This is a genomic window from Bacillus paranthracis (genome assembly GCF_001883995.1).
GTDB classification, from domain to species: Bacteria; Bacillota; Bacilli; order Bacillales; family Bacillaceae_G; genus Bacillus_A; species Bacillus_A paranthracis.
On record NZ_MACE01000068.1, the window covers coordinates 19,410 to 44,151 of the forward strand.

Sequence of the window (24,742 nt, forward strand, 5' to 3'; positions counted from 1 at the left end):
ATGATATGACAAAGCAGAATAAAGCATATAAATTCCGTTTGTATCCAACAGAAGATCAAGCACATCTTATGCGTAAAACTTTCGGTTGTGTACGTTTCGTGTATAACAGAATGTTAGCTGAACGGAAAGAAGCGTATGAAAAACATAAAGATGATAAGGATCAACTAAAGAAACAAAAGCTTCCCACTCCTGCAAAATACAAAGCAGAATTTGAGTGGTTAAAAGAAGTGGATTCATTAGCTTTGGCAAATGCTCAACTAAACTTGCAAACTGCCTATAAAAATTTCTTTCGTGGTCAAAATGACTTCCCAACATTCAAAAGCAAAAAAGACAGAAAGTCTTATACAACGAATGTAGTGAACGGAAATATTATGTTGCTTAACGGTCATATCAAATTGCCAAAACTGAAAATGGTACGTATCAAACAGCATAGAGACATACCACAAGACCATATAATCAAGTCATGTACGATTTCTATGACACCTACTGGTAAATACTATGTGTCCATTTTGACTGAATACGAAAAAGAGATCGTACAAAAAGAGGTAGAAACAGTTGTTGGATTAGACTTTGCGATGGATCAATTATACGTCAGTTCTGAGGATGAGAGAGCCAATTATCCTAAGTTCTATCGTGAAATGTTAGACCGATTAGCAAAGGCGCAACGAGTATTATCAAGACGTACAAAAGGTTCAGGGCGTTGGAATAAACAACGTATCCATGTAGCTAAGTTACATGAAAAAGTAACGAATCAACGTAAGAACTTCCTTCATCATAAGTCTAAAGAGTTAGCTACTCATTTTGATGTTGTAGCTATTGAAGATCTAAATATGAAGGGAATATCGCAAGCACTTCATTTTGGAAAAAGCGTCGCTGATAATGCTTGGGGTATGTTCACTTCTTTCGTAGCTTATAAACTAAATGAACAAGGCAAACAGCTTGTGAAAATAGACAAATGGTTTCCTTCCACAAAAACATGTAGCAGTTGTGGAAATGTGAAAAATATGTCATTGTCTGAGCGAGTCTATTCTTGTATATGCGGTGTAAATCTCAATAGAGATTATAACGCAGCTATCAATATCAAAAATGAAGCAATACGCCTATTGGCGTTAGCATAGATAGCAATAAAATAACCCTTGGAACAAGGGAGTTAGCTCGGCTGCCTTAGGACGAATTCGTTAGCTACCAAAAGTAACGACTAACCGAGAAGCCCCCACTTCAAACAGTCCGCTAGGACGTTAAGTGGTGGGTAGTTCACTGGACAAAAAGCATGACGTATTTATAAATAAAAACAAAACATATTGAGAAATAAATAATTAGATTGAATATTCTAAGTATTACACATAAAATGAGTATGAGTCGAATAGCAACTAATCTCTAACCCTTGTATGGAAAAGAGATTGAGTATCATGATCTCTTTTCCATACGTAATTTTAGCCTGTGCATACAGGCTCTTTTTATTTGATAGAAAAGAAAAATATTTGCTATACTAAATGCGCACAAATATATGCAAAATCACAAATAAAAAAAGGGCAGCCTGGCATAGCTGCCCTTTTTTTATATTTATTCTCATAAACTACTATATAGTTTAAGTTAATTATAAACCTAGTACACTAACAATCTGGCATGCTTTGGAATTTACAATATGATAGTACATCTCTAACCCTCTTCTTTCCGAGCGTAGAATCTTGCCACGCATCTTAGATAAATGCTGAGATACGGTTGATTGAGGCAATTCTAATAGCTCTGTTAACTGTGTTACATTACAAACTTTGCGACGTTCTAGTTCTTTCACGATTTGTAATCTAACTGGATGAGCCATAATCTTTAATAATTCTACATCTTCTTCTGGAATTTTGCACATTTCATTACTTACTTGTATTGTTGTCATTTTTTATTTCTCCTTTTTCATTTCTTTTTTGTTTTTATTATCAATTTATGAGCATTTTTAGTTTGTTTAAATATATATTTCACAACCACTTTGTTGCTCGATCTTTTGTCTCTCTATCAAGTTTAATATATAGAAGGATTATTATGCCTAAAAATCCAACAAAAGATAGCATAGGAATTGAGATGGAGCCAAACAAATTCAAGTAATCTCCTGTACAAGAAACTCCTACTGAACACATCTTCAATTCACTTGTAGGAAAAGCCTGAATCGTGATTTGATAAACGGCTATTAATAGGCCAATACATGCAAGTGGAAATGCATATGTACTTACTACATACCTATACCTAATATTAATACTAATGGCTACATGGCCATCCTTTGATACCAGCACAAATTACATGGAGGCAACTTCATCCATTCATTAAAAACCAAACTTATGAGCATTGCACTAGTAGCTATCATCCAAGCAATTGCAATGTGATACTTTCGAATGATTGACATCCTATATTCCCCTCACCTGTCTTATTAGAATGTAAAACGTTTACTAATATATGACTAGTTTATTTCCATGTTTGGAGTACCCTGTTTCAATAGACAGTATCCAATCATTGATATCTTTCCAATCATAACCCTTATCTTTTAATTCTATAAACAATTCCCATTCCCGCTCTTTTTTCAGAAACTTATAGAAAACGAAAAAAAGGACACACCAATGGCATATGTATGCGTAGGTGTGTCCTTTTGCAAGATAGATTTAGAAGTATTTTGATACTTTTATCATATTATAAATCTTATTAATTTTATATAAGAATTAATAATTTTAAAATATTCGGTAGTTTTCTTATAAAACGGTTGTAGTTAAGGTTGGTTTAATACTTACATTCATATATACAATTTGTTAATCCAATTGATGACCTGCTACTAAAATAATACCTCTTTACCCATTATTTCTTTCACTATACTAAAAAAATTAACATGTTGAGGATTAACAGAAAAATTATTATGCATAGCGCATACTGATAACTTATACTGATCATCAATATCATATTGTTTAACAAAATATGGGTTTTTTTTTATTATTTTTTATTATTTCAATTTGTTTAAAATCATGTTTTTTAACTAAAAAGGAATTAAGAGGAATTGTTAATCCTTCTCCTAAAACTTTTACATAACTTTCCTTTATAGTCCAAAGATCATAAAAATAATCTAGTTTCCTTAGTGGATCTATAGAAAGCAAATCATTATATTCTGCCTCTGCAAAAAAGCTTTTTGCTATTTCAAATTCAATTGGCTTTATCAATTCAACATCTATACCAATTGAAAATTTATCTACAGCACAAACAACCCAATCGCCCGAATGAGAAACATTAAATTCGAAATTAGAAACATTATGTAAATACGGCTTTCCATAAAGATTATTTTTGAATTCAATTTCTTCATTTGAAATACTATATTTTCTTATAATCAAACTTCTAACAAGAAGGTCCGCAATAAGGCCCCTATAACTATCTTCTTTCCTGTGGAAGTTCTCAATCTTTTTTCGCTTTTCATTAGAAACATAACCTAGTAATTGTTTAAATAATCTAGTTTCTATTTTATTAGGAATTCTTACAATATATACTTCTATCATTTAAATTCCACCACCTTTATAAACCTTTTAAGTTTCTTTAATAGATGTGCGAGTACCAACGTGTAAAACTACGAAAAAAATTGGAGAAGAAACAAGAGAAGTCATTCCCTTTTTGGTGTTTTTCTGATAATTCCCCTATAAAAAACATAGAAATATTAAAGTCTCATTTATAATATTTTACTTTGAAAATCGGATGAACTTAATGTTTTATTTATTACTTTAACAACTTCTTCTGTAAAATCATTAATAAAAAAGTGCCCTCCCAGATATCCATAAAAATAGCATTGTTTACTAGTATAATCAGTCCACTCTATCAATCTTTGATTATCTACTAGCTTATCATCGTAACCGTATAGAATAGAAATATTAAATGTAAAAGGACTTATTTTTCCTTTAAGCTCATAAGTTTCAACTAGTTTAAAGTCTGCTCTAATGATCGGGAGAAACATATCTAATATTTCATCATAAGATTGTAATTCTAATGGAATTCCCCCTAAGTCTACTATGTATTTCTTTAGCTCTTGATCTGGTAAAGTGTAACGCTTTTGCTGATCTATAGTATGAACAGGTAGTCGCCCTGAGAAAAATGCATGTATTGGACTTATTCCTTTGACATCATGGATTTTCTGAATCATTTCATATACTAATAAAGCTCCCACACTATGTCCAAATATCGCAAATGGAGAACCATCTAAATTAGGTTTCATCAAATCGTAAATATCTAATACCGCTTCTTCCATACTTGTGTATACGGGCACTTTCAAACGTTTCCCTCTTCCAGCTAATTCAATAGGGATAATCTCAATATCCTTGTTTAAATAATCCTTCCAATTGTAGTAGGCTGACGAAGACCCACCTGCATGATGAAAACAAAAAAGCTTAATTTTTGAAACCATATGTCATTCTCCTATTATTATTTATCTTTAAATATATTAGATTTATCAACATTAATTCATTTAAAAATTTTATACCTGAAATAGGAATATGCATAACTTAAAATTGCTTATAAGTCTGTGTTATGAGGATTTTTTATGTTAAAATACTTTAATTTACCATATCGCTCCCTCCTCCGTTTCAATAATAGAATTAGTACTTCATTTCTTTACCTAGCATCCTATAATATGAAGAAAAGTTTTCAATTTTGCCAACAACTGCTGGATTTATGAGCCTGCATATTTTTATTAATTACGATAAGCCTGCTTTTTAATTTTGTCGATTTTTTGATTAATTTCGTAAATTTTTGCTAAAATCTCCTCTTGCTCTTCTTCATTTACAGGACTATCTGACAAGTAATTCTGCCTCTTGATTTCCAAATAGAAAAGTTCATTTTGCATTTCTACTGTTAATTTTGATTCTTTATTTTGTTTCTCCCGCTCATAATCAGAATAAGAGCCTTCAAATACTCTTTTGCTTGTGCTTCCTAAATCTAGTATTCTATCTGCAATTTTTCTCAAAAAATATTTGTCATGTGAAACAGCAATTATCGTACCTGGAAATTCTTGAAGCGCCTCTTCAATCGTCTCTCTCGTCTCAATATCTAAATAATTATTCGGTTCATCGAGAATGAGTAAGTCGGCGCCGGAGAAATATAATTTTACAAAGGCGACCCTACATTTTTCACCCATGCTTAAATGAGATATTCTTTTGAGCACATTATCTCTTTTAAACAGAAAACAGCCGAGAATTGTCCTTGCCTCTGTCTGAGTTAAATTAGGAATTTTCATAATATGATCCAATATTGTATCGCTTCCGTCCAGATCACTAAGCTCTTGTGAAAAATAACCAACCTTACATCTAGGATGAAGCTGTACCATTCCTTCTTCCGGCTGCTTCCGTCCTAAAATAAGCTGAAGTAGAGTAGTTTTCCCGGAACCATTTGGCCCAATTACAGCTAATCTCTCGGAGCGTTTCACATCTAAGTTAAAATCCTTAAAAATAGGAATACCATCATATCCAAATGTCATTTGACGTATTTGCAAAAGACGTGAGGCTCCAAAATCTGTTTCATGAAAATCAAGCTTCACTCGATCTGCTTCTTTGTACTTTTCTATTTTATTTTTCTCAAGGCGATCTAATGCTTTTTCAAGCGCCTTAAATCGTGAGGCGCTTTTCGTTGCCCTCGATGAGAAATTGTTTTTTTGCGCAGCAGAATCATCTTTTCCAGATGATTTTTGGGCTTGCTGGAACCATTGCTTATAACGGTTAATTGACTCTAATAACTCTTTCTTTTTTTGTTCCTGTTTGGCGTAAAGTTTCTGATGGGTTAATATTTCATGATCCTTCTGTTTTTTATATGCTGAATAACCGCCTTTGTACTTTTTTGTTCCTCCTGCTGTCAACTCATACGTTACATCAGCCACCTGATCAATAAAATGTCTATCATGAGAAACGAACAATACGGTTGTATCACTAGCTTTAATCCAATTCGTAAGCCATTCAATTGCATCTTTGTCCAAATGATTGGTTGGTTCATCTAAAATTAAAAATTTTGGATTTTTGAGCATCGTCCTAGCTAATTGCGCCCTAGTTTTTTCTCCACCACTTAATTGACTATAAGGCATGTACCAGCTTGCTGGGGGCAACTGTAATTGACTCAGGTGCTTTTCAATTTCCGTTTGAAATTGAAAACCATCCATTGCGATAAAACGCTCATAAAATGTCGTGTATTCCTCCATCAAGCCTTCTAGCTCCTCTTTTGTTACAATCGACATCTTTTTTTGAAGCTCATCAATCTTCTTTTGATAAGTTGCCAGCTCAGGACGAACCAAACTAACATATTCATAAAGAGTCACATCCGCTAGTTCCTCCATCTGTTCAACCCATCCCCAAGCATCTGCAGGATACCTTCTCATAATTTTTCCCTTTTCTAATTGCACCTTACCAAATAGTGCTTTAAGCAATGTCGTTTTACCAACACCATTACTGCCAATAATGGCTACTCTCTGCTTTTCTTCTATATCTAAATGAACGTTTTCAAAAATCACCTTTTCATTTCTAGTAGCTTTACACCCTTCTGCTTTTAACATAAGCATTTTATCGTTCCCCCTTAAAACAATCCCCCCACCTTTCATAAGAAAAGTGAGGGTAATACCTATCCTATTAAATGTTTTTTATATGCATTTCTAAAAAATATCCTTTTTCCCTCATCATTGAAAATAGTTTCTTTATATAATCAACTGAAGGCTCTGGCCATTCAAAACCGCACTGTTTTAAATAGTGAACTGTTACATCACATTTACTTTTTACTACGGCACGATACGCCTCATTCTCCTTCACAATATAATAAGTAAACCCTAAAATCTTTTGATAGTTTTTTTCATTAGCATAGGATTCTACTAGCAATTCATACTCATGATCTGGCACCTTATTTATTTCAATGCCTCCTAAATTAAACATTTTCTGTATATTAATTTTATACGGATTATAAATATGAAAAACAGGTTTATTACTATAAGAGGAGGCAAGTTTTAAAATTGCTTCACTACATAAATCCACTGGTGAAACATCTAATAACTGGCCAACAATTTCCTCTGAAACAGCTCCTAGATGATAGATAGTTTCAAGTGTATTTGCGAATGCATTCTTCCTCAAATTCAATTGGACGCATCCATCCACGTGTCGCCCTGTAATCAATCCTATGCGATAAATAGTTGCATTCACCTCTTTACGAGCAACGGCATGCATGACTTCATGCTCAGCTAAAAATTTACTTTTCACATAAACATTGTCATCTATCTCCTGCTCAATGAAAAAGTCTTCTTCAGTAAAAACTCTTTCCTCTTCACCTTTTGCGACATGACCTGCTACACTCATAGTCGAAATATAATGAAGTTTTTTATTGTCGCCTGCAAATTCCAATATTCTTTTTGTACCATTTATATTGAACTCTTTGAATTCGTTAAACTGTCCAAAGTGGTCCGTTTTAGCCGCGGCATGAAAGATATGCTCTGTTCGTTTTTTAATATCTTCGTATATGTCATAGGTTAAGCCGAATCGTTCTTTTGTTAAATCTCCGGCAACAATACTTAATCTGTCTGATGCTTGTTCTATCAAGTCAATATCCTTCGGAAAGTATTGTAAAAAGACTTGTTTGAGCCACTCTTCTGCTGTATATTGCTTATTTCTCCTTACTAAACAGATAATATGACCCTGTGTTGTACGTAGTAACCTTTCCAGCAAATGAATGCCTAAAAATCCTGTTGCCCCGGTCAAAAATACACCACTTTTGCTATGCAGCCTTTTATCATCAATCAAACTAAGCTCTGCTGGACGGACATATACACTATCATCGATTTGATTTTCTTCTATTTCCGTTTGATCACAGATAGCAGCTATCGTTTTTCCGTCAAAAAAGTCTTGAATCGATATCTCCCAGTCCTTATCCATCGTTAAGGCAAGAATCTTTAAAATATTGATAGAATTTCCGCCAAGTTCAAAGAAATCATCATGAATCCCTATAGAAGTAGAAGGTATATTTAGAACTTCTCCCCAGATCTCTCTCATTTCGGTTTCAAGTTTCGTTCTAGGCTCTATTTGCTGCTCTGCATCATTTTTTACTTGTATCGGTTTTGGCAGTGCTATCTTATCTATCTTTCCATTTTCAGTTAAAGGAAAGTAATCCAGCTTTATAAATTGTGAAGGAACCATATAATCTGGAAGCCTTTCTGAAAGCTGACTTTTTATTTCGTCAACGAAAAATGGCTGATCACAAATAATGTAGGCAATTAATCTTTCAGCTGTCGTACCCATATTATGTTGTAAAAGATAGACGTCCTTTATGCCGGGCAACGTTTTTATAGCATGTATAATTTCCTGCAATTCGACACGATATCCGCGTATGTTAATTTGCTCATCCGCTCTTCCAATGTATTCAATTGTTCCATTTGATGTCCATCGCCCATAATCTCCTGTTCTATATAAACGTTCTTTTGTAACCGGATGATGTATGAAACGTTCTTTCGTCTCTTCACGACGATTCCAGTATCCTCTTGCTAATCCAGCTCCTGCAAGACAAATTTCTCCCGTTACTCCTATTGGTTGCTCTTGGAATTGATCATTGACAATGAATACCCGGCAATTATCAATTGGGATTCCAATAGTTATGTTAGAATCGCTTTCAATTACACCACTTGTGGAAACAACTGTATTTTCTGTTGGTCCGTAATTATTGACAAGTTTATAAGAATGCGATTTACAAGTCTTCAACGCTTCACCGCCAGTTAAAAGGATGCGAAGTGAGCTGTTTGTCAAATGAGAAAATTGTTCGTAATAGGCCGTAGGCATAAATGCAATCGTAACTTGGTGACGTTCAATAAAATCATTTAGCTGATATATGTCCTGTCGTACATGAGCATCGACGATGTAAAGAGATGCCCCATAAGACAAACAAGGGAATATCTCCCATACAGAGGCATCAAATCCAAAACCAGCAAATTTCAAACAACGATCAGCCTCTGTTAATTGGAATCTCCTTTGATGCCACTGAACCAAATTCATTAATGAATGATGCTCAATCATGACACCTTTTGGATTTCCTGTAGAGCCGGAAGTGTAAATCATATAAGCTACATCATGCCCTTGTACTGTAATAGAATTGGACAATCCATTTTTCTCAAAATGATGGACATCCAAAAAGACCACTTCCTGTTCAAACCCTGTTAGCAAACTCTTATACTCAGATTCAGTCAGCAAGAAGGTGACTTCACTGTCTTTCAAGATATAGTCAATCCGTTTTTTAGGATATGCTGGGTCTATAGGTACATAAACTGCTCCAGCCTGTAAAATACCGAAAATTCCTGCCAGCATATTGAATGATGGATTTGTCATAATTCCAATCATCTCACCTTTTTTGATCCCTTGCTGCACAAGCCAATCGGCAATTGCATTAGCCTTTTCGTTTAATTCCTTATAGGTTAAAATTTTATCTTGATGCACCGCTGCTACGCTATCAGGGTGATGTTCAGTCCATAATTTCATCATGGTGCACACCGTCTGATTAACCGACAATGGATAAGCAGTATCATTTACACGCTCAATTAATTGTTTTTCTTCATCTAAACGAAAATCAATTTCATATAAGTACTGCTCCGTTCCCGTCAGATATTGCTTAACGAGCTCCACATAGTGTCTAGCCATCCTATCAATATTCTCTACACGGAATAGGTTTGTACTGTATTCAATATTGATGTGAAATTCGTCGTTTAACTGAGTGACCTCAAATGTCAAATCAAATTTCGCTGTCTTTTGATCTGTTTGAAGTTGTGTCCATAAAGAAACTTCCTCTTCTGTATGAAACGAAAAGACTGTGTCAAATAATAAATTCCGATTAAGATTTCTTTTAATCTGTTTACGTTCAATGAATTCATCGAGCGGATAATCAGCATATTTCATCATGCTATATACCTGATTTTTCACCTGCTCCAAAAAGCTAGTTATCGACATCTGTGGTGTTGTAACTGTTCTAATGGGCAGTGTATTCATTAATAGACCTATTGTATTTTCTAGGCCCATTTGACCTCTCCCTGAAACTGGGGTTCCTGTTAGAATGTCATTCTGACCTGAATATCGATGAAGAAGTATCTGATACAATCCCAGGAACAAAACATAAGGTGTCATTTCCTGCTCTTGCAGCTTCTCTAGAAGACCACGTCCCACTTCTCGATTAATTGAAATCGATATATAATCTCCTTCAAACTGTTGAACCTTTGGCCTGCTAAAATCAGTCGGTAGATTCAACACAGGTAGCTGACCATCCAGAATAGATTCCCAATGATTATTCGACTGGCTGTAATCTTGTTTTTGCTTCCATACTGCATAGTCCTTATACTGCACCTGTACAACAGGAAGTTCAGCTTTTTCATCAGCATACAGTGAGGAGAATTCATTTAGTAATATATCTATTGATACACCATCGCAAATTATGTGATGCATATCCAAAAACAGCAAATGCTCTCCATTGTCTACCTTCGCTATTTTTACTCTCATGAGAGGTGCTTTTTTCAAATTAAAAGGCTTAGTCCACGCAGAAATCCGTGAAGGTACCTCATCTGCTTTCAGTACTTCTTCTTCTATATCTAAATCAGAGTTAGCATGAACTACCTGTACTGCTTCGCCATTTTTCACTTGGAAAGAGGTTCGTAAACTTTCATGACGTTCTATTATTCTTTTAATCACTTTTTCTGTCTTTTGTTTTTCCAGCTTAAATGGCACTGTTAGAACAATAGGCATATTATAGGTTGTGTCAGCACCTATTAAATGACTAACTGCATAAATACGTTTTTGTGCAGAGGTCATCAGGTACTCTTCGGCCTCTTTAGCCACTGATATGATTTCTTTTTTTGCTTGACCCGTTTTGTCAATTTTATTAGCAAGCTCTTTTAAGAGTGGATATTCAAAAATATCCTGTAAAGAAATTGTTGTAAATAGTTGCTTTCTGATTTTGTTCATTAAATCTATAGCTTTTAAGGAATGTCCACCAGCTTTAATGAAGTGGCTATTTCTCCCAATTAGATTTGTCTCCAGCACCTCCTGCCAAATGGAAACGAGCGTCTTTTCAGTCTCTGTGCAAGGCGGTACATATTCTTCCTCTATTTCTTTTTCAGGTATTGGAAGCAGCTGTTCATTTACTTTTCCATTTGGCGTTAAAGGCAACTCATCTATTGTCATGAAATGTACAGGAATCATATATTCTGGTAGAGTTTGCGCCAGCTTTCTTCTTATTTTCTGCGGCTCACTCTCTTTCTTCCACACGATATACGCACATAGATTTACTTGTCCTTCCTCATCATGATGAGCCACCACATAGCCATTCTCGATCTCATCCAACTCCAACAGCTTCGCAGTAATTTCACCCGGCTCAATCCTCATGCCTCGGATTTTAATCTGTTTGTCCAGTCTGCCAAGATATTCGATTGTCTGATCTCTATGCCATTTGACAAGGTCACCTGTTTTATAGAGGCGCCCATTTTGTTCGAATGGATCGGGTACAAAAGCACGATCCGTCTGATCTGGACGGTTCAAATAGCCCCTTGCAATACCTGCACCACCAATATACAGTTCACCAGGAATACCTGATGGTACAGGATTTCTTTCTTCATCAAGCACATAGACTTTTGTATTGTCAATGGGCGCTCCCAATTTAATTACCCCTCTGTCAGGTAGACAGGACCATACGAGTGTATCGACCGTCGCTTCGGTTGGACCATAATGATTATATAAATGGTACCCTTGCGATGTAATTTGGTTAGCCAATTGAGGATCCAACTTTTCTCCACCGCAGATGACCACTTCTAAATTCTTAGCTTTTTTCGTTTGTCCAGCTAAAAGTACACGTAAGGTTGCTGGAACAAATTGAGCTATACGGATTTTGTGCTCATTCAAGAAATCGATCAGCGTTTCCTTTTGGAAAACTACTTGTTCTTCCGCAATAATGACAACAGCTCCCGACATAAGCGGAATCAACGTTTCCTCCACACTAACATCAAAGGCAGAATTGGTCATATGGAGAATGGCATCTCCAGGAGCCACATGATACGTCCTTTCAAACCATTGCCATAAATTCAGTACACTGTGCTGTTCAATCAAGACGCCTTTCGGCTCCCCAGTTGATCCAGAAGTATAAATCATATAGGCTAGATGATGCCCTTCTGCCACTGAGGGTGGATTCGTTGTATGCTCTCCTTCCATCCCCTTATCCAAATAAATCACTTTGCCTGAGTATGAGTCTATTCTTTCTTTCAACACCGACTGTGTAAGCAAAAAAGGGACAGCACTGTCTTTCAGCATGTACTCAATACGGCTATCTGGATATTGAGAGTCAATTGGCACATAGGCTCCTCCCGCCTTTAAAATTCCCAGCATCCCGATGAGTAGATCAAATGATGGGCGAACCATGATGCCTACCAACATATCCGTTCCAACACCTTGTTGAATGAGGGCATGTGCTAGCTGATTGGCACGACTGTTCAATTCTCCGTAGGAGAGGGATTTTCCTCTAAAAACAGCCGCTGTTTCCTCCGGACGCACCTTAGCCTGCTTTTCAAATTGAGCCGAGATAGATTGGTAGGAAGGCATCGGTACAAAAGTATCATTCATGCTGGCCAATAGCGTTTGTTCCTCCTGAGAAAGCAACCCGATTTCTCCAATCAATTGATGTGGATCGGCCAACACCGTCTGGATAAGATATTCAAAATTTTGGGCCATTTGTTCAATAGTCTCTTTTCTGAATAAACTTGTACTATATTCAAAATAGATGTCTAAATGGGAACTGTATTCAAACACATCCAATGATAGATCAAATTGTACATTGGGATTGAAAACGTTTTGTATCTCCCATTGTGCAGCAAGTTCTTCCTGCTCATGATGAAACGAAAACATGGTTTGAATAAGAGGAGTACCATTTGTCTTCCGTGTCATACTAGTTCGATTCATAATCCATTCTACAGGATCCACATCACATTCGAAGGCTGCAAAACAATGCTCCTGTACTTTTGAGAAAAATTCATTTACTGGCTGTGCAGACGGTAAATGAGTCCTAATAGGTAATGTTTTAACAAACATCCCAACAGTTTTATCAAAAATCGCATGATTTCTCCCAGCAGAAGGAGTACCGACTACTAAATCTTTCTGCCCTGTATATTTAGAGAGCAAAAGCTGATACATCCCTAATAATAGTGAAAAGAGAGTTTGATTCTGTTGCAGGGCATACTTTTTCAATTGATTTGTTATTTCCTGATTAAGCGTTCTGATATAAAAGCCACCCTCTGGCTTTGTTCCACTTGTCTGCTTCTCATCAAAAGGCAATGTCAAAACTGGAATATCACCCTTAAACTGCTGCTCCCAATAGGAAACATCCGCATCCATCTCATGCTGCTTTTCCCAAACAGCATAATCCTTATATTGGAGCGCAAGAGGAGGTAGCGGCTGATTGTGTTTATACAATTCAATGAATTCCCGTATAAAAATCTCAATTGATTGACCATCTGATATGATGTGATGCATATCAATAAACAGCAGATGATCTCCTTGATACTCAAAAACTCCCGCTCTTAACAGTGGAACCTGATGAAGATCGAATGGTTTTACCAATTTAGACATAAGTTTGTCTAGCCCGCCTTCACATACTCTTTCTCTCATCACTTCTACATTGGCAGAAGAGTGGATTCGCTGTACCAGCTCATCCCCAACCATATCAAAGGAAGTTCTTAGACTTTCGTGGCGCTCAACAAGCATATTAAGTGTGTTCTGAACACGCTCAATGTGTAAAGTATGCGGAGCCTTTAAAAGGAACGGCATGTTATAACTCTGCTCCCCGCCCGGTAAGTGGCTGATTGCATATATCCGTTGCTGATTTGCAGAAGCTGGATAATGGTCCTGAGATGGAGCTGGGAGAATACCAAGCACTTCCCTATTTTTTTCCTGTTCAATCATTATTGCCATTTCCTCTAAATAAGGATGTTCAAAAATCTTTTTAATCGACAATTTAACCGATAACTCCCTCTCAATGGCCGCTATCAGAGAAACAGCTTTGAGTGAATGACCTCCCACTTCAAAGAAATGGGTACCAATACTAACAGGAGTTACCCCTAAAATCTGCTCCCACAATTCTGCTAGTTTCTTTTCTACCGTTGTTCTAGGTGCAATATACTCCTCCTCTTGATTTAACATAAGTTCAGGAGCTGGCAGTTCTTTTTCATTGGTTTTTCCATTCGGTGTGATTGGAAGGTCGTTTAATGGAATGAAAAAGGAAGGCAGCATGTAATCAGGTAGCCGTTTAGCCAAAGCGTTCCTTATCTCCTTTGACTCTTTCTTGGTATCAGACACATAATAAGCGCATAGATATGTTTCATCTTGCTCGTTTTTTCTTTCCATAACATACGATTTTTTTATGTTATGGACGAGTAATAATTCGGCCGCTACTTCTTCTGGTTCAATACGGAAACCTCGGATTTTCACCTGACGATCAATTCGCCCCATAAATTCAATAGCTCCATCAGGAAGCCATCTTACCAAATCACCAGTTTTATACATTCTCTCCTGTTCTTTAAACGGATGTGTGACAAACTTCTCGTCGGTTAAATCAGGACGATTCAGATATCCTTTGGCAAGAGCTTTCCCAGCTATGCATAGTTCACCAGGCAGACCGATTGCTTGAAGTTGCCCATATTGGTTTAAAATTATGAGCTCTGTATCATTCAGCGGCTTTCCAATTGGAATAGTTCCTAATCTTTTATCAATAGATTGAATTTGATAAAAAGCGGCAAAAACAGTGCTTTCCGTCGGCCCATACACATGAATGAATTTGTTAGATCCAGATTCCTTTAAGGCTTGCTCGACAAAAGAAACCGTTACCTTTTCACCGCCGAACAAAACGGTATGAAGTCCATTAAAAGCTGCTGGATTTTCAGCTATGATTGCATTGAATAAAGCAGTAGTCAAAAACATGGTTGTAATCTTCTGTTCTACTAAGAACGTAGAAAGTTCTCTTGGCGACAGAATGATGTTTGGGTCAATAAGGATTAATTCTGCTCCGTTCAGTAATGCTGCGAAAATGTCAAATACCGAGCCATCAAAAGATGGGTTAGATAATTGTAGAATACGATCCTCATGTTTCACATCTACATAATTTGTATTTACAGCCACTCTCATTACATTTTCATGTTTGGTGAGAATTCCTTTTGGCTTTCCTGTCGATCCTGATGTATAAATGACATAGGCAAGGTCTTGTAAAGAGGAAATAGAAGGAAGATTTTCACAATAGTCACCGTTATACATGTCATCTATAAACAGTACTTTTCCTGTATATATAATAGTAGGAAATATATCCGCATGCTTTTTTTGATCCGTGATAAGAATGGATATTCTCGAATCTTGAATCATATAATTTATCCGTTCCAGCGGATAATTTGGATCAATTGGAACATATGCTGCTCCTGCTTTTAAAATACCAAGAATGCCTATGATAAATGAGTGAGAGCGTTCCAGCATAACACCTACTAAGTCATTTGATTGTACTCCAAGCCCTCGAAGCTTTTTAGCAAGCTCGTTAGCGCGACTGTTTAGTATTTCATATGTAAGAGATTCTCCATTGAATGAAACAGCTGTTTTATTAGGAAAGCAAGCGGCCTGCTGTTCAAAGCGTTCATGAAGGGTGAGATTGTCTTCACCCCTATTGTAATTAGACGTTTGAAATGTTTCAGTTATAAGCCTTTTTTCTTTCTCATCAATTAGCTCTATTTCACACATCCTCATATCAGGTGCCTCAATAATCTGTTCTAATATACGGATAAATCGTCTGCTTATGTTACGGATTTCATCATTTTCATATACGTTTTGATTAAAATGAAAAATAATGTATTGTTCCTTTGGAGCAACAGTTAAATGAAAATCATAATTTGTTTGCTCGGTATCATGAAATTCTTCTATGCGAAAACCAAAAAGTTCTTCTTCCTCTTCTGTTGAAGTATCATTAGACGGATAATTCTGAAAAACAAGCAAATGACTGAACAAATCTGTCTTAAATTCTGTCATTTTCTGAAGTTCAGCCAGAGAGCAATATGAATAGCGCTCAGACTCCAAGTTTGAATCTTGTACATTCTGCAGGAGCTGTGCAAAAGACATTTCAGGCTTCATCTTTATTCTGACTGGAATGGTATTGATAAACAATCCCACAGCATGCTCAATGCCTTCTAATTCAGGTGGTCTTCCAGATACAACTGATCCAAATACAACATCTTTCGATTGGTTGTAATGACTGAGCAACAAAGCCCAAGCTGTCTGACATATAGTATGGACAGTGACTTTGTATTGCTTTGATAGTCGTTCAAGACTTTGAAGCAAGTCATCATTTATTTTTTGATAAAACTCCCCTTTTTGAAAGCCCTTTTTTGTTGCTTTCTTGTAGAATCTCGGCATTTCTGTATTTGTCTCAAGTCCTTTTAAATATTCCCTCCAGTAGGCATGAGCCTTATCTTTGTCCTGATTTTCAATCCATTGAATATATTTACTAAAAGAAAATGATTTCTTCTCTCTCACCGGCTCCTGGTGCAATAACGTAGCATATATCTCAAAGAATTCCTCTAAAACAGCTCTAGAGCACCAGCCATCCAAAATAATATGATGATTCGTAAAAACAAGTATATGCTCAAAATCGCTTAATCTCAGTACCTGTACCCGAAATAGAGGGCCAGTTACCAAATCAAACCCTTCCTTTAAATCCGATGCCAAGAACTTTTCGATAGCTTGCTCTTTATGAATCCCTTGTAAATGAGTATAATCATGCATTTGGATGAACATCTCTCTATTTTTGAATACAACTTGTCGAGGACGGCTTAACTTAGAATGAATAAAAACTGTCCGTAACAAATCATGACGTCTTACAAGAATATTCAGGCTATTTTCTGCAATATCAAAATTAAACGTACCGGAAATTTTCAGAGCGGATTGGACACAGTACGCTTGAAAATCTTGATCTTTATCGCTTAAATGATGAAACAACATACCTTCTTGCATAGGCGATAGCGGGTAAATGTTTTGGAAATTTTGTTTATTTTTCATTTTTCCACTCCTTTTTCTATCATAGAGAGAGGAAGACCTCTCTCTACATGTCTTCAAGCAGCTCATAAATATGATCCAGTTCTTCGTCCGTCAATCGTTGATCATCAAAATCACTTAACGTTTTTTCTCCGTCATCTTCCTTATCTATACAATGATCGACCATTTTTTCAAGTGTTTCCGTGTAAACATTCAAAAGTTGTTCGATTTCATTTCTATCAAACTCACGCTCATGATATTCCAAATTGATTTCTAACACGCCATTTATGACTGCAAGATTCAAATCAAGCATGTGTGTTCTTTCATTTTCCAAGCTGTTTGAATTACCTAAGTGCAAAGATTGGCCCTCATTTTCATGCAACTCAAACTGACCCAAATAGTTAAAACTCACTGGAGGAGACGGTCTTTCTTCAATAGTGTGCAGTTCCTTACAATAAAGCAATCCATATCCCATTCCCTTTTGAGGAATACGGCGAAGCTGGTCTTTAACCGATTTTATTGCGGTTCCTAGTTTTTCTTCTCTTCCCGCCTCTAGTACAACTGGAAATACAGACGTAAACCACCCAATCGTTCTTGAAACGTCGACATCTTCCGAAAATGTCTCTCTTCCATGCCCTTCTAAATCAAGTGGTAGTTCTTCTATTCCAAATTGTTCCTTCATAGCTAACGCAAACGCCGCCAACAGAATTTCGTTTATTTCTGTGTTATATGCCCGATGCGCCTGTTTTAAAAGCAAATCCGTTTTTTCTTTGTTAAGTTGCCGAACAAGCTGTTTACTGTACCATCTCTTTTGATTGATCGATTGACGTACGGCTAAAGAAGAAGGTACTACCAGCCTGTTTTCAACATCTTCCCAATAAGCTTTTTCATTTACTACTTCCTCTTTGGCGTAATTCCACAATTCTGTTGTCCATTCTTTATAAGAATTCGTTTTCTCAGGTAATTTTATTTTTTCTCCAGAAACAGCTTGTTCATAAGCTGTTTCTAGATCCTCAAGCAAGATCCCCCAAGAAACACCGTCTATGATGAGATGATGTATAACTATAACAAGGTGGCCCCCTTTATTGGTTTGAAAGATACTCGCTTTGATAAGAGGTCCATTTTCTATATCGAGCTCCCCTTGAATACTATCAATATGGTTTTCTGCAAGCTCTCGCCAGTTATTTTTATTTCTAAGGTTCATAACTTCCAATGTATAAAAATCAGCTGTATACGCTTTTCGGTTGATTTGAACCATCTGTTGCGGATTCTTTACAAAAACAGCTCTTAGTACATCATGGTGCTCTATGAGTTTGTCCAACGCCAATTCAACCGCTTCAGGGTCAAATCCTTCTGCTTTGTAGAGTGTCTCAGCCTGATTATAGTGGTGTGGATTAACAAAGTTTTTTGAAAAAAACCAATTTTGTATAGGAGAAAGTAGAATTTCCCCAGATATCTGCCGTTGATCAATCTGTTTCTTTAAAGGCTCGATATAGATAGCCACTTCTTGTATTGTTGCATGTGTAAATAAATACTTTGTTTCAAGTTTCAATCGATACTTTCTTAATTGAGAAGAAATTTGAATGGCTTTGATCGAATCTCCTCCATAGTCAAAAAAGCTTCCTTTTATGCTGACACGTTCTATACCAAGCACCTCCTGCCAAATGTCAGTGAGCAATTTTTCAATCTCTGTACAAGGCGGCACATATGCTTCTACTGTTTCTGTTTCTTTTTCAGGTATTGGAAGCAGCTGTTCACTCACTTTTCCGTTTGGCGTTAAAGGCAACTCATCTATTGTCATGAAATGCACAGGAATCATATATTCTGGTAGAGCTTGCGCCAGCTTTCTTCTTATTTTCTGCGGCTCACTCTCTTTCTTCCACACGATATACGCACATAGATTTACTTGTCCTTCCTCATCATGATGAGCCATCACATAGCCATTCTCGATCTCATCCAACTCCAACAGCTTCGCTGTAATTTCACCAGGCTCAATCCTCATACCCCGGATTTTGACCTGTTTGTCCAGTCTGCCAAGATATTCGATTGTCTGATCGCTGTGCCATTTGACAAGGTCACCTGTTTTATAAAGGCGCCCGTTTTGTTCGAATGGATCGGGTACAAAAGCACAATCCGTCTGATCTGGACGGTTCAAATAGCCCCTTGCAATACCTGCACCACCAATATACAGTTCACCAGGAATGCCTGATGGTACAGGATTTCCTTCTTCATCAAGCACATAGACTTTTGTATTGTCAATGGGCGCTCCCAATTTAATTACCCCTCTGTTCGGTGGACAGGACCATACGAGTGTATCGACCGTCGCTTCGGTTGGACCATAATGATTGTATAAGTGGTACCCTTGCGATGTAATTTGGTTAGCCAATTGAGGATCCAACTTTTCTCCACCACAGATGACCACTTCTAAATTCTTAGCTTTTTTCGTTTGTCCAGCTAAAAGTGCACGTAAGGTTGCCGGAACGAATTGAGCAATGCGGACTTTGTGCTCATTCAAGAAGTCAATTAGCATTTCCTTTTGGAACACCACTTGTTTTTCCGCAATAACAACAACAGCTCCCGACATGAGTGGAATCAACGTTTCCTCCACACTAACATCAAAGGCAGAATTGGTCATATGAAGAATAGCATCTCCAGGAGCCACATGATACGTCCTTTCAAACCATTGCCATAAATTCAGTACACTGTGCTGTTCAATCAAGACGCCTTTCGGCTCCCCAGTTGATCCAGACGTATAAATCATATAGGCTAGATGATGCCCTTCTGCCACTGAAGGTGGATTCGTTGTACGCTCTCCTTCCATCCCCTCATCCAAATAAATCACTTTGCCTGAGTATGAGTCTGTTCTTTCTTTCAGCACCGACTGTGTAAGTAAAAGAGGGACCGCGCTATCTTTCAGCATGTACTCAATACGGCTATCTGGATATTGAGGGTCAATTGGTACATAGGCTCCCCCCGCCTTTAAAATTCCCAGCATCCCGATGAGTAGATCAAATGATGGGCGAACCATGATGCCTACCAACATATCCGTTCCAACACCTTGTTGAATGAGAGCATGTGCTAGCTGATTGGCACGACTGTTCAATTCTCCGTAGGAGATGGAGCTTCCTCTAAAGACAGCCGCTGTTTCCTCCGGACGCATCTCAGCCTGCTTTTCAAATTGAGCCGAGATAGATTGGTAGGAAGGTATCGGTACAAAAGTATCATTCATACCGGCCAATAGCTCTTGTTCCTCCTGGGAAAGCAACCCGATTTCACTGATTATTTGATGTGGATCGGCCACCATCGTCTCGATAAGATGTTCAAAATGTTTTGCCATCTGTTCGATAGTTTCTTTTCTGAATAAACTTGTACTATATTCAAACCGGCACCCAAGGCAATCATTAAGAACTGCAGCCTCCAATGTTAAATCAACTTTAGAAGTATTATAGTCTGTATCGACAATAGACATTTTGACACCTTCAGACAGCTCATAACTCTCTTTGACATCTTGTAGAGCAAATACAGTCTGATAAATAGGATTTCTGCTTGGATCACGATTGAGTTTCAGTTGCTTGGCTAGTTCATCAATAGGGTATTGCTGATGATTCAGCATACCAAGCATATCGCGTTTGACTTCTTGGCAAAATTGAGCGAAACTAACTGTTCTGCCAACTACCTTCCTAATAGGAAGAGTGTTGACAAATAATCCTGTAATCCTTTCTATATTTGAATGAATGCGTCCTGATATAGGCGTACCAACGATCAAGTCATCTTGACCCGTGTATTTTGATAACAAGACAAAATATACTGATAAGAGACTCATATAAAGCGTCAGGCCGTGCTTCATAGAATAATCTTTTAGTTTGTTTAGTAGATTTATATTTAATTCAAATTCAAATGTTTTTCCATCAAAAGATTGCACATCTGGCCTTGGGAAATCAGCAGGCAAATTGAGCTGTTCTGTATGGTCAACAAGAATGTCCCTCCAAAAATCTCGGTGTGCAGAAAACCGATCTGCTTCTAATTGGCGATTCTCCCATACAGCGTAATCTTTGTACCCAAGTTCCAATTGTGGCAAAGTTCTCCCCTGATATATCAATGCCAATTCTTCCATAAATACTTGGAGAGACATACCATCGAAAATAATATGATGAAAGTCTAATAATAAAACATGTTTTTGAAGAGATTGTATTTTAATCAACCGTGCCTGCATCAAGGGAGGCTTGTCCAATGAAAACGAATGAGGCGAAGCGCAAATAATCTCCTCTATTTCAGATTCCTTGTATACATCATAATCCACATGCAAGGAAACGTTTGTATGAACTTTCTGCTTAATGACGCCATCTTCTTTTATAAAAGCGGTTCTAAGCGATTCATGTCGATTGACTAACTTTTGCATTGCATCTATAAGCGCACCCGCGCCAAGTGGCCCATCTATTTGGAATACACAAGGTATGTTAAACAGATTAGCGTCTGTAATTAATGATCTTGTGTATACCCCTTCTTGCGCAGCTGTCACAGGATAAGAATCACTCTTCTTAGCAGGTAGCAGCTGTTCAAAATTGCCTATCTTCATTTTTTCTTCAATGACATCTGCCATTGCAAACAAAAGTGTATTAGAAAAAATATCCCCTAGCGTCAGTCGAATCCCGAACTCATTCTCAATCTCATTCAAAAGTTTTAATGCTTGCAATGAATGAAAACCTAGCTGGATAAAATCAGAAGTTGCATGTAAATTGTCTACCTTTAGCGTTTTCTTCCAAACTTCGGCTAATTTCGCCTCAACTGCTTTATGAAACAAACCTGTCTCTTCCTTTTCCTTGAAAAAGACTTCAGGCTCTGGCAGCTCTCTCCGATTGACTTTGTGGTTTTCAGTTAAAGGCAATCGGTCTAATTGAATAAAATATGTCGGGACCATATAGTCCGGCAGCTCTCTAAATAAAAATGCTTTTATTTGATTTGTGATATCTACTTCATCTGATTCAAAGTAAGCAGCCAATACGGTTTGATGGGAGTTAGGTTTAACAGTCTTTACAACCGCTCTCCTCACCAAAGAGTGCTGAATCATTTTTGCCTCAATCTCTCCAATTTCAATTCGATGCCCTCTAATTTTGACTTGAAAGTCATTGCGCCCAAGAAACTGAATATTTCCATCAGGCAGCATTTTCGCTTGATCCCCTGTCTTATACAGCCTTTCAGAGGGATCATAAGGGTTTAAGATGAATTTTTCCTCTGTCAGCTCTGCATTGTTCAAATAGCCTCTGGCGACGCCTTTTCCACCAATGTACAACTCCCCTATATAATGAGGTGGAAGAAGCTCCATGTTTTCACTAAAAATGTACATTGACATATTTGATAACGGTTTACCGATTGGCGTAATACCCTCATAATCTGCAAACGCCTGCTCAGAACAATAAATGCTCGATTCAATTGTCGCTTCAGTGACACCATATGTATTAAAAATTCGTATACTCTCACCATAACGTTCTAAGAGACGTTCATAGTCTTCTTTCAAACAAGAATCAGCACCCAGCACAACCAATTCAAGAGAAGTATGCTTAATCCCTTTTTCATACATGTCATCTAAAAGAGGAACAATTAAAGCTGGTGTTGATTCCAGCATTGTAATCTGATGTGTCTCAATCAAATTTTGAATACGTACTAAATCACGCTTTGCTTCTGACGAACAAATGACAAGGGTTCCTTGATTCAATAAAGCTCTTGCCATATCCCCAGAAAAGACATCAAACGAAAAGCTGGCCATCTGTAAGATACAAGGCTTTATTTCTTGAAAACCGTATGCTTCGTTATAGGCTTTCCACATATTTAGATAATTCCGATGTTCAATCATAACCCCCTTTGGCGTGCCTGTTGTTCCAGACGTATATATGATATAGCATAAATCTTCAGGCTTCGTCAGGTTTTCAATAGAAGATGTCGGCTGTTGCTGAATTGCTTCATCTTGAAAGTGGATGCATTCAATAGAAGCATCTTGTTCTACTCTATTTACTTGATCCGTCAGCAAAATCACAGAACTGCTGTCTTTTAGAATAAATTGGATTCTCTGCTCTGGAAATTCGGCATCGATTGGGACATAAGCTCCACCTGCTTTCATCACCGCTATCGATCCAACGATCATATCTTCTGTACGATTAGTAAGAATAGCAACTGTTTTTTCTCGTGTTATCCCCTTTTGTCGAAGGAGTCGTGCAAGCTGATTCGACCGCTCATCCAGTTCCTTATACGTCAGTGTGCGCTCCTCACAAACAACCGCTATCTTTTCAGGTATTTTTTTTGCAATTCTTTGAAAAATCTGTTGGAAATATTCCTCCGGTTCATGACAGACTATTTCCATTTGCTCCCTAAAATATAAGGATTGATCAGTAACTGTTAATAAATCTAAATTTCCAATCTGCTGCTGCGGAGCCAATAATGCTTTAGAAAGTAAAAGCATTATTCTATTAAACATGTCGCGGATCTCTGTCTCTTCAAATAAATCAACTCTATAGTCGATTTCAAATGCAATGTCTTCCCCATTTTTTACAATATGAAAGGCGAGATCATTGATTTCATAACCGTTATATAAAAAATCAACATTATATCTAATCCCATCTGTCTTAGGGAAATCCACCTCCAAATATTGTAAGGAAGTTGTATACAAATAATCATGCGTGCTGTGCTTTTTTCGCCAATCATTTAAAATACGATTATATGGATATTTTTGATGCCTCATTGTTCTAATCTGCTGCTGATTTAAATTTCTTACGAATGAAGAAAAAGTGAGAGCTGGATTAACCTCTACACGAAAAGGAACAGTGCTAACAAGCATGCCAAACAATTCCTTTTCACGAAGCGTTGTCCGATTGGAAAACATTGTACCGATTACAATATCCTTTTTCTGACTCATTTTGGACATATACAAGAAAACGCCTGACAAGAACAAATTAAATAAACTAATATGATTCTTAGTCGAATATTCTTTCAACTTTTCCGCAAGAGATTTCGGAACTGCTTTAGACAGCCGTATTGCTTTCGCACTGCTGCAATAATCGTTGCTAGGCTTAAGAGATGTTAATTCTGGCCTACTTTGGAAAATCTGTTCCCAATAAAGACGATCCTTTTCATAACGCGGACTTTTCTCGTATGTCTGCTCCGCTTCAATTTGCTCGATAAACGATGGACTTTTCACCATATCGATGACCGCACCACTTGCTAAATCAGTGTAAATGGAAATAATGCTCTCTATGCAACTCATGACAGACACAGCATCTGAAATAATATGATGAATATTCACATAAAGAAAGCACTGATGCCTGCTTTCTTTAAACACTTTAAAATCAAAAAGATCCTCGTCCTCTAGTGGTAAAGGTTGCTGAAAGTGGGCAAGTGCAGCCTCTTTTACACTTTCAGTGCCTGCATCTTTTAACTCGATAATTTCTATTTCTTTTTCAATATATTCAGCTACGTACTGAACTGGTTCGCCTTCTTTTCTAGAAATCATACGTAAACGGATATTGTCTGTTCGTTTTATATACTCATTTATAGCAATAGAAATTAGATTATAAAGAAGGGGCTGCTCTGTAGCCAATTGTATAAGTGCCCCGTTGTTTGAAATACTTGTATTAGGATACATTTTTTCAACATACCAAATGCCCAGCTGTCCATTACTTAATGGAAAATAACGACTCATC

The 24,742-nt window shown here is 37.1% G+C and carries 8 protein-coding genes and 1 pseudogene; 1 reads left to right on the forward strand and 8 read right to left on the reverse strand.

Annotation, left to right across the window (positions count from 1 at the left end):
- The first annotated feature begins 5 nt into the window (after positions 1 to 5).
- Positions 6 to 1,118 carry an RNA-guided endonuclease TnpB family protein gene (locus BAQ46_RS23875; protein WP_000166220.1) on the forward strand — a complete coding sequence of 371 codons (1,113 nt, stop codon included), beginning with the start codon at positions 6 to 8 and terminating at the stop codon, positions 1,116 to 1,118.
- A gap of 479 nt (positions 1,119 to 1,597) precedes the next feature.
- On the opposite strand, the gene BAQ46_RS23880 is transcribed toward BAQ46_RS23875, so the two are convergent.
- From BAQ46_RS23880 to BAQ46_RS23910, 8 genes and pseudogenes are all read right to left on the reverse strand, one after another.
- Positions 1,598 to 1,891, reverse strand: coding sequence for an ArsR/SmtB family transcription factor (locus tag BAQ46_RS23880; RefSeq protein ID WP_000207875.1), 294 nt, complete (start codon positions 1,889 to 1,891; stop codon positions 1,598 to 1,600).
- Between the two features lie 79 nt (positions 1,892 to 1,970).
- Positions 1,971 to 2,392, reverse strand: a pseudogene (locus tag BAQ46_RS23885) (disulfide bond formation protein B).
- A gap of 43 nt (positions 2,393 to 2,435) precedes the next feature.
- Complete coding sequence (locus BAQ46_RS31760; protein ID WP_370624736.1) at positions 2,436 to 2,645, reverse strand: hypothetical protein; 210 nt, start codon at positions 2,643 to 2,645, stop codon at positions 2,436 to 2,438.
- A 297-nt stretch (positions 2,646 to 2,942) separates the two neighbouring features.
- Positions 2,943 to 3,521 carry a 4'-phosphopantetheinyl transferase family protein gene (locus tag BAQ46_RS23890; RefSeq protein WP_249024564.1) on the reverse strand — a complete coding sequence of 193 codons (579 nt, stop codon included), beginning with the start codon at positions 3,519 to 3,521 and terminating at the stop codon, positions 2,943 to 2,945.
- Between the two features lie 167 nt (positions 3,522 to 3,688).
- Entirely contained in the window at positions 3,689 to 4,417 is a 729-nt protein-coding gene (locus tag BAQ46_RS23895) for a thioesterase II family protein (RefSeq protein WP_000253753.1), read from the reverse strand.
- Between the two features lie 285 nt (positions 4,418 to 4,702).
- The gene (gene abc-f / locus BAQ46_RS23900) at positions 4,703 to 6,553 is read right to left on the reverse strand and encodes a ribosomal protection-like ABC-F family protein (RefSeq protein ID WP_000928863.1); all 1,851 of its coding nucleotides are present in this window, start codon (positions 6,551 to 6,553) and stop codon (positions 4,703 to 4,705) included.
- Positions 6,554 to 6,620: 67 nt separating this feature from the next.
- Positions 6,621 to 17,075: a non-ribosomal peptide synthetase gene (locus BAQ46_RS23905; protein ID WP_071742935.1), complete on the reverse strand. Its 10,455-nt coding sequence runs from the start codon at positions 17,073 to 17,075 to the stop codon at positions 6,621 to 6,623.
- Positions 17,076 to 17,118: 43 nt separating this feature from the next.
- Entirely contained in the window at positions 17,119 to 24,741 is a 7,623-nt protein-coding gene (locus tag BAQ46_RS23910; protein ID WP_013142334.1) for a non-ribosomal peptide synthetase, read from the reverse strand.
- Position 24,742: the final 1 nt, after the last annotated feature.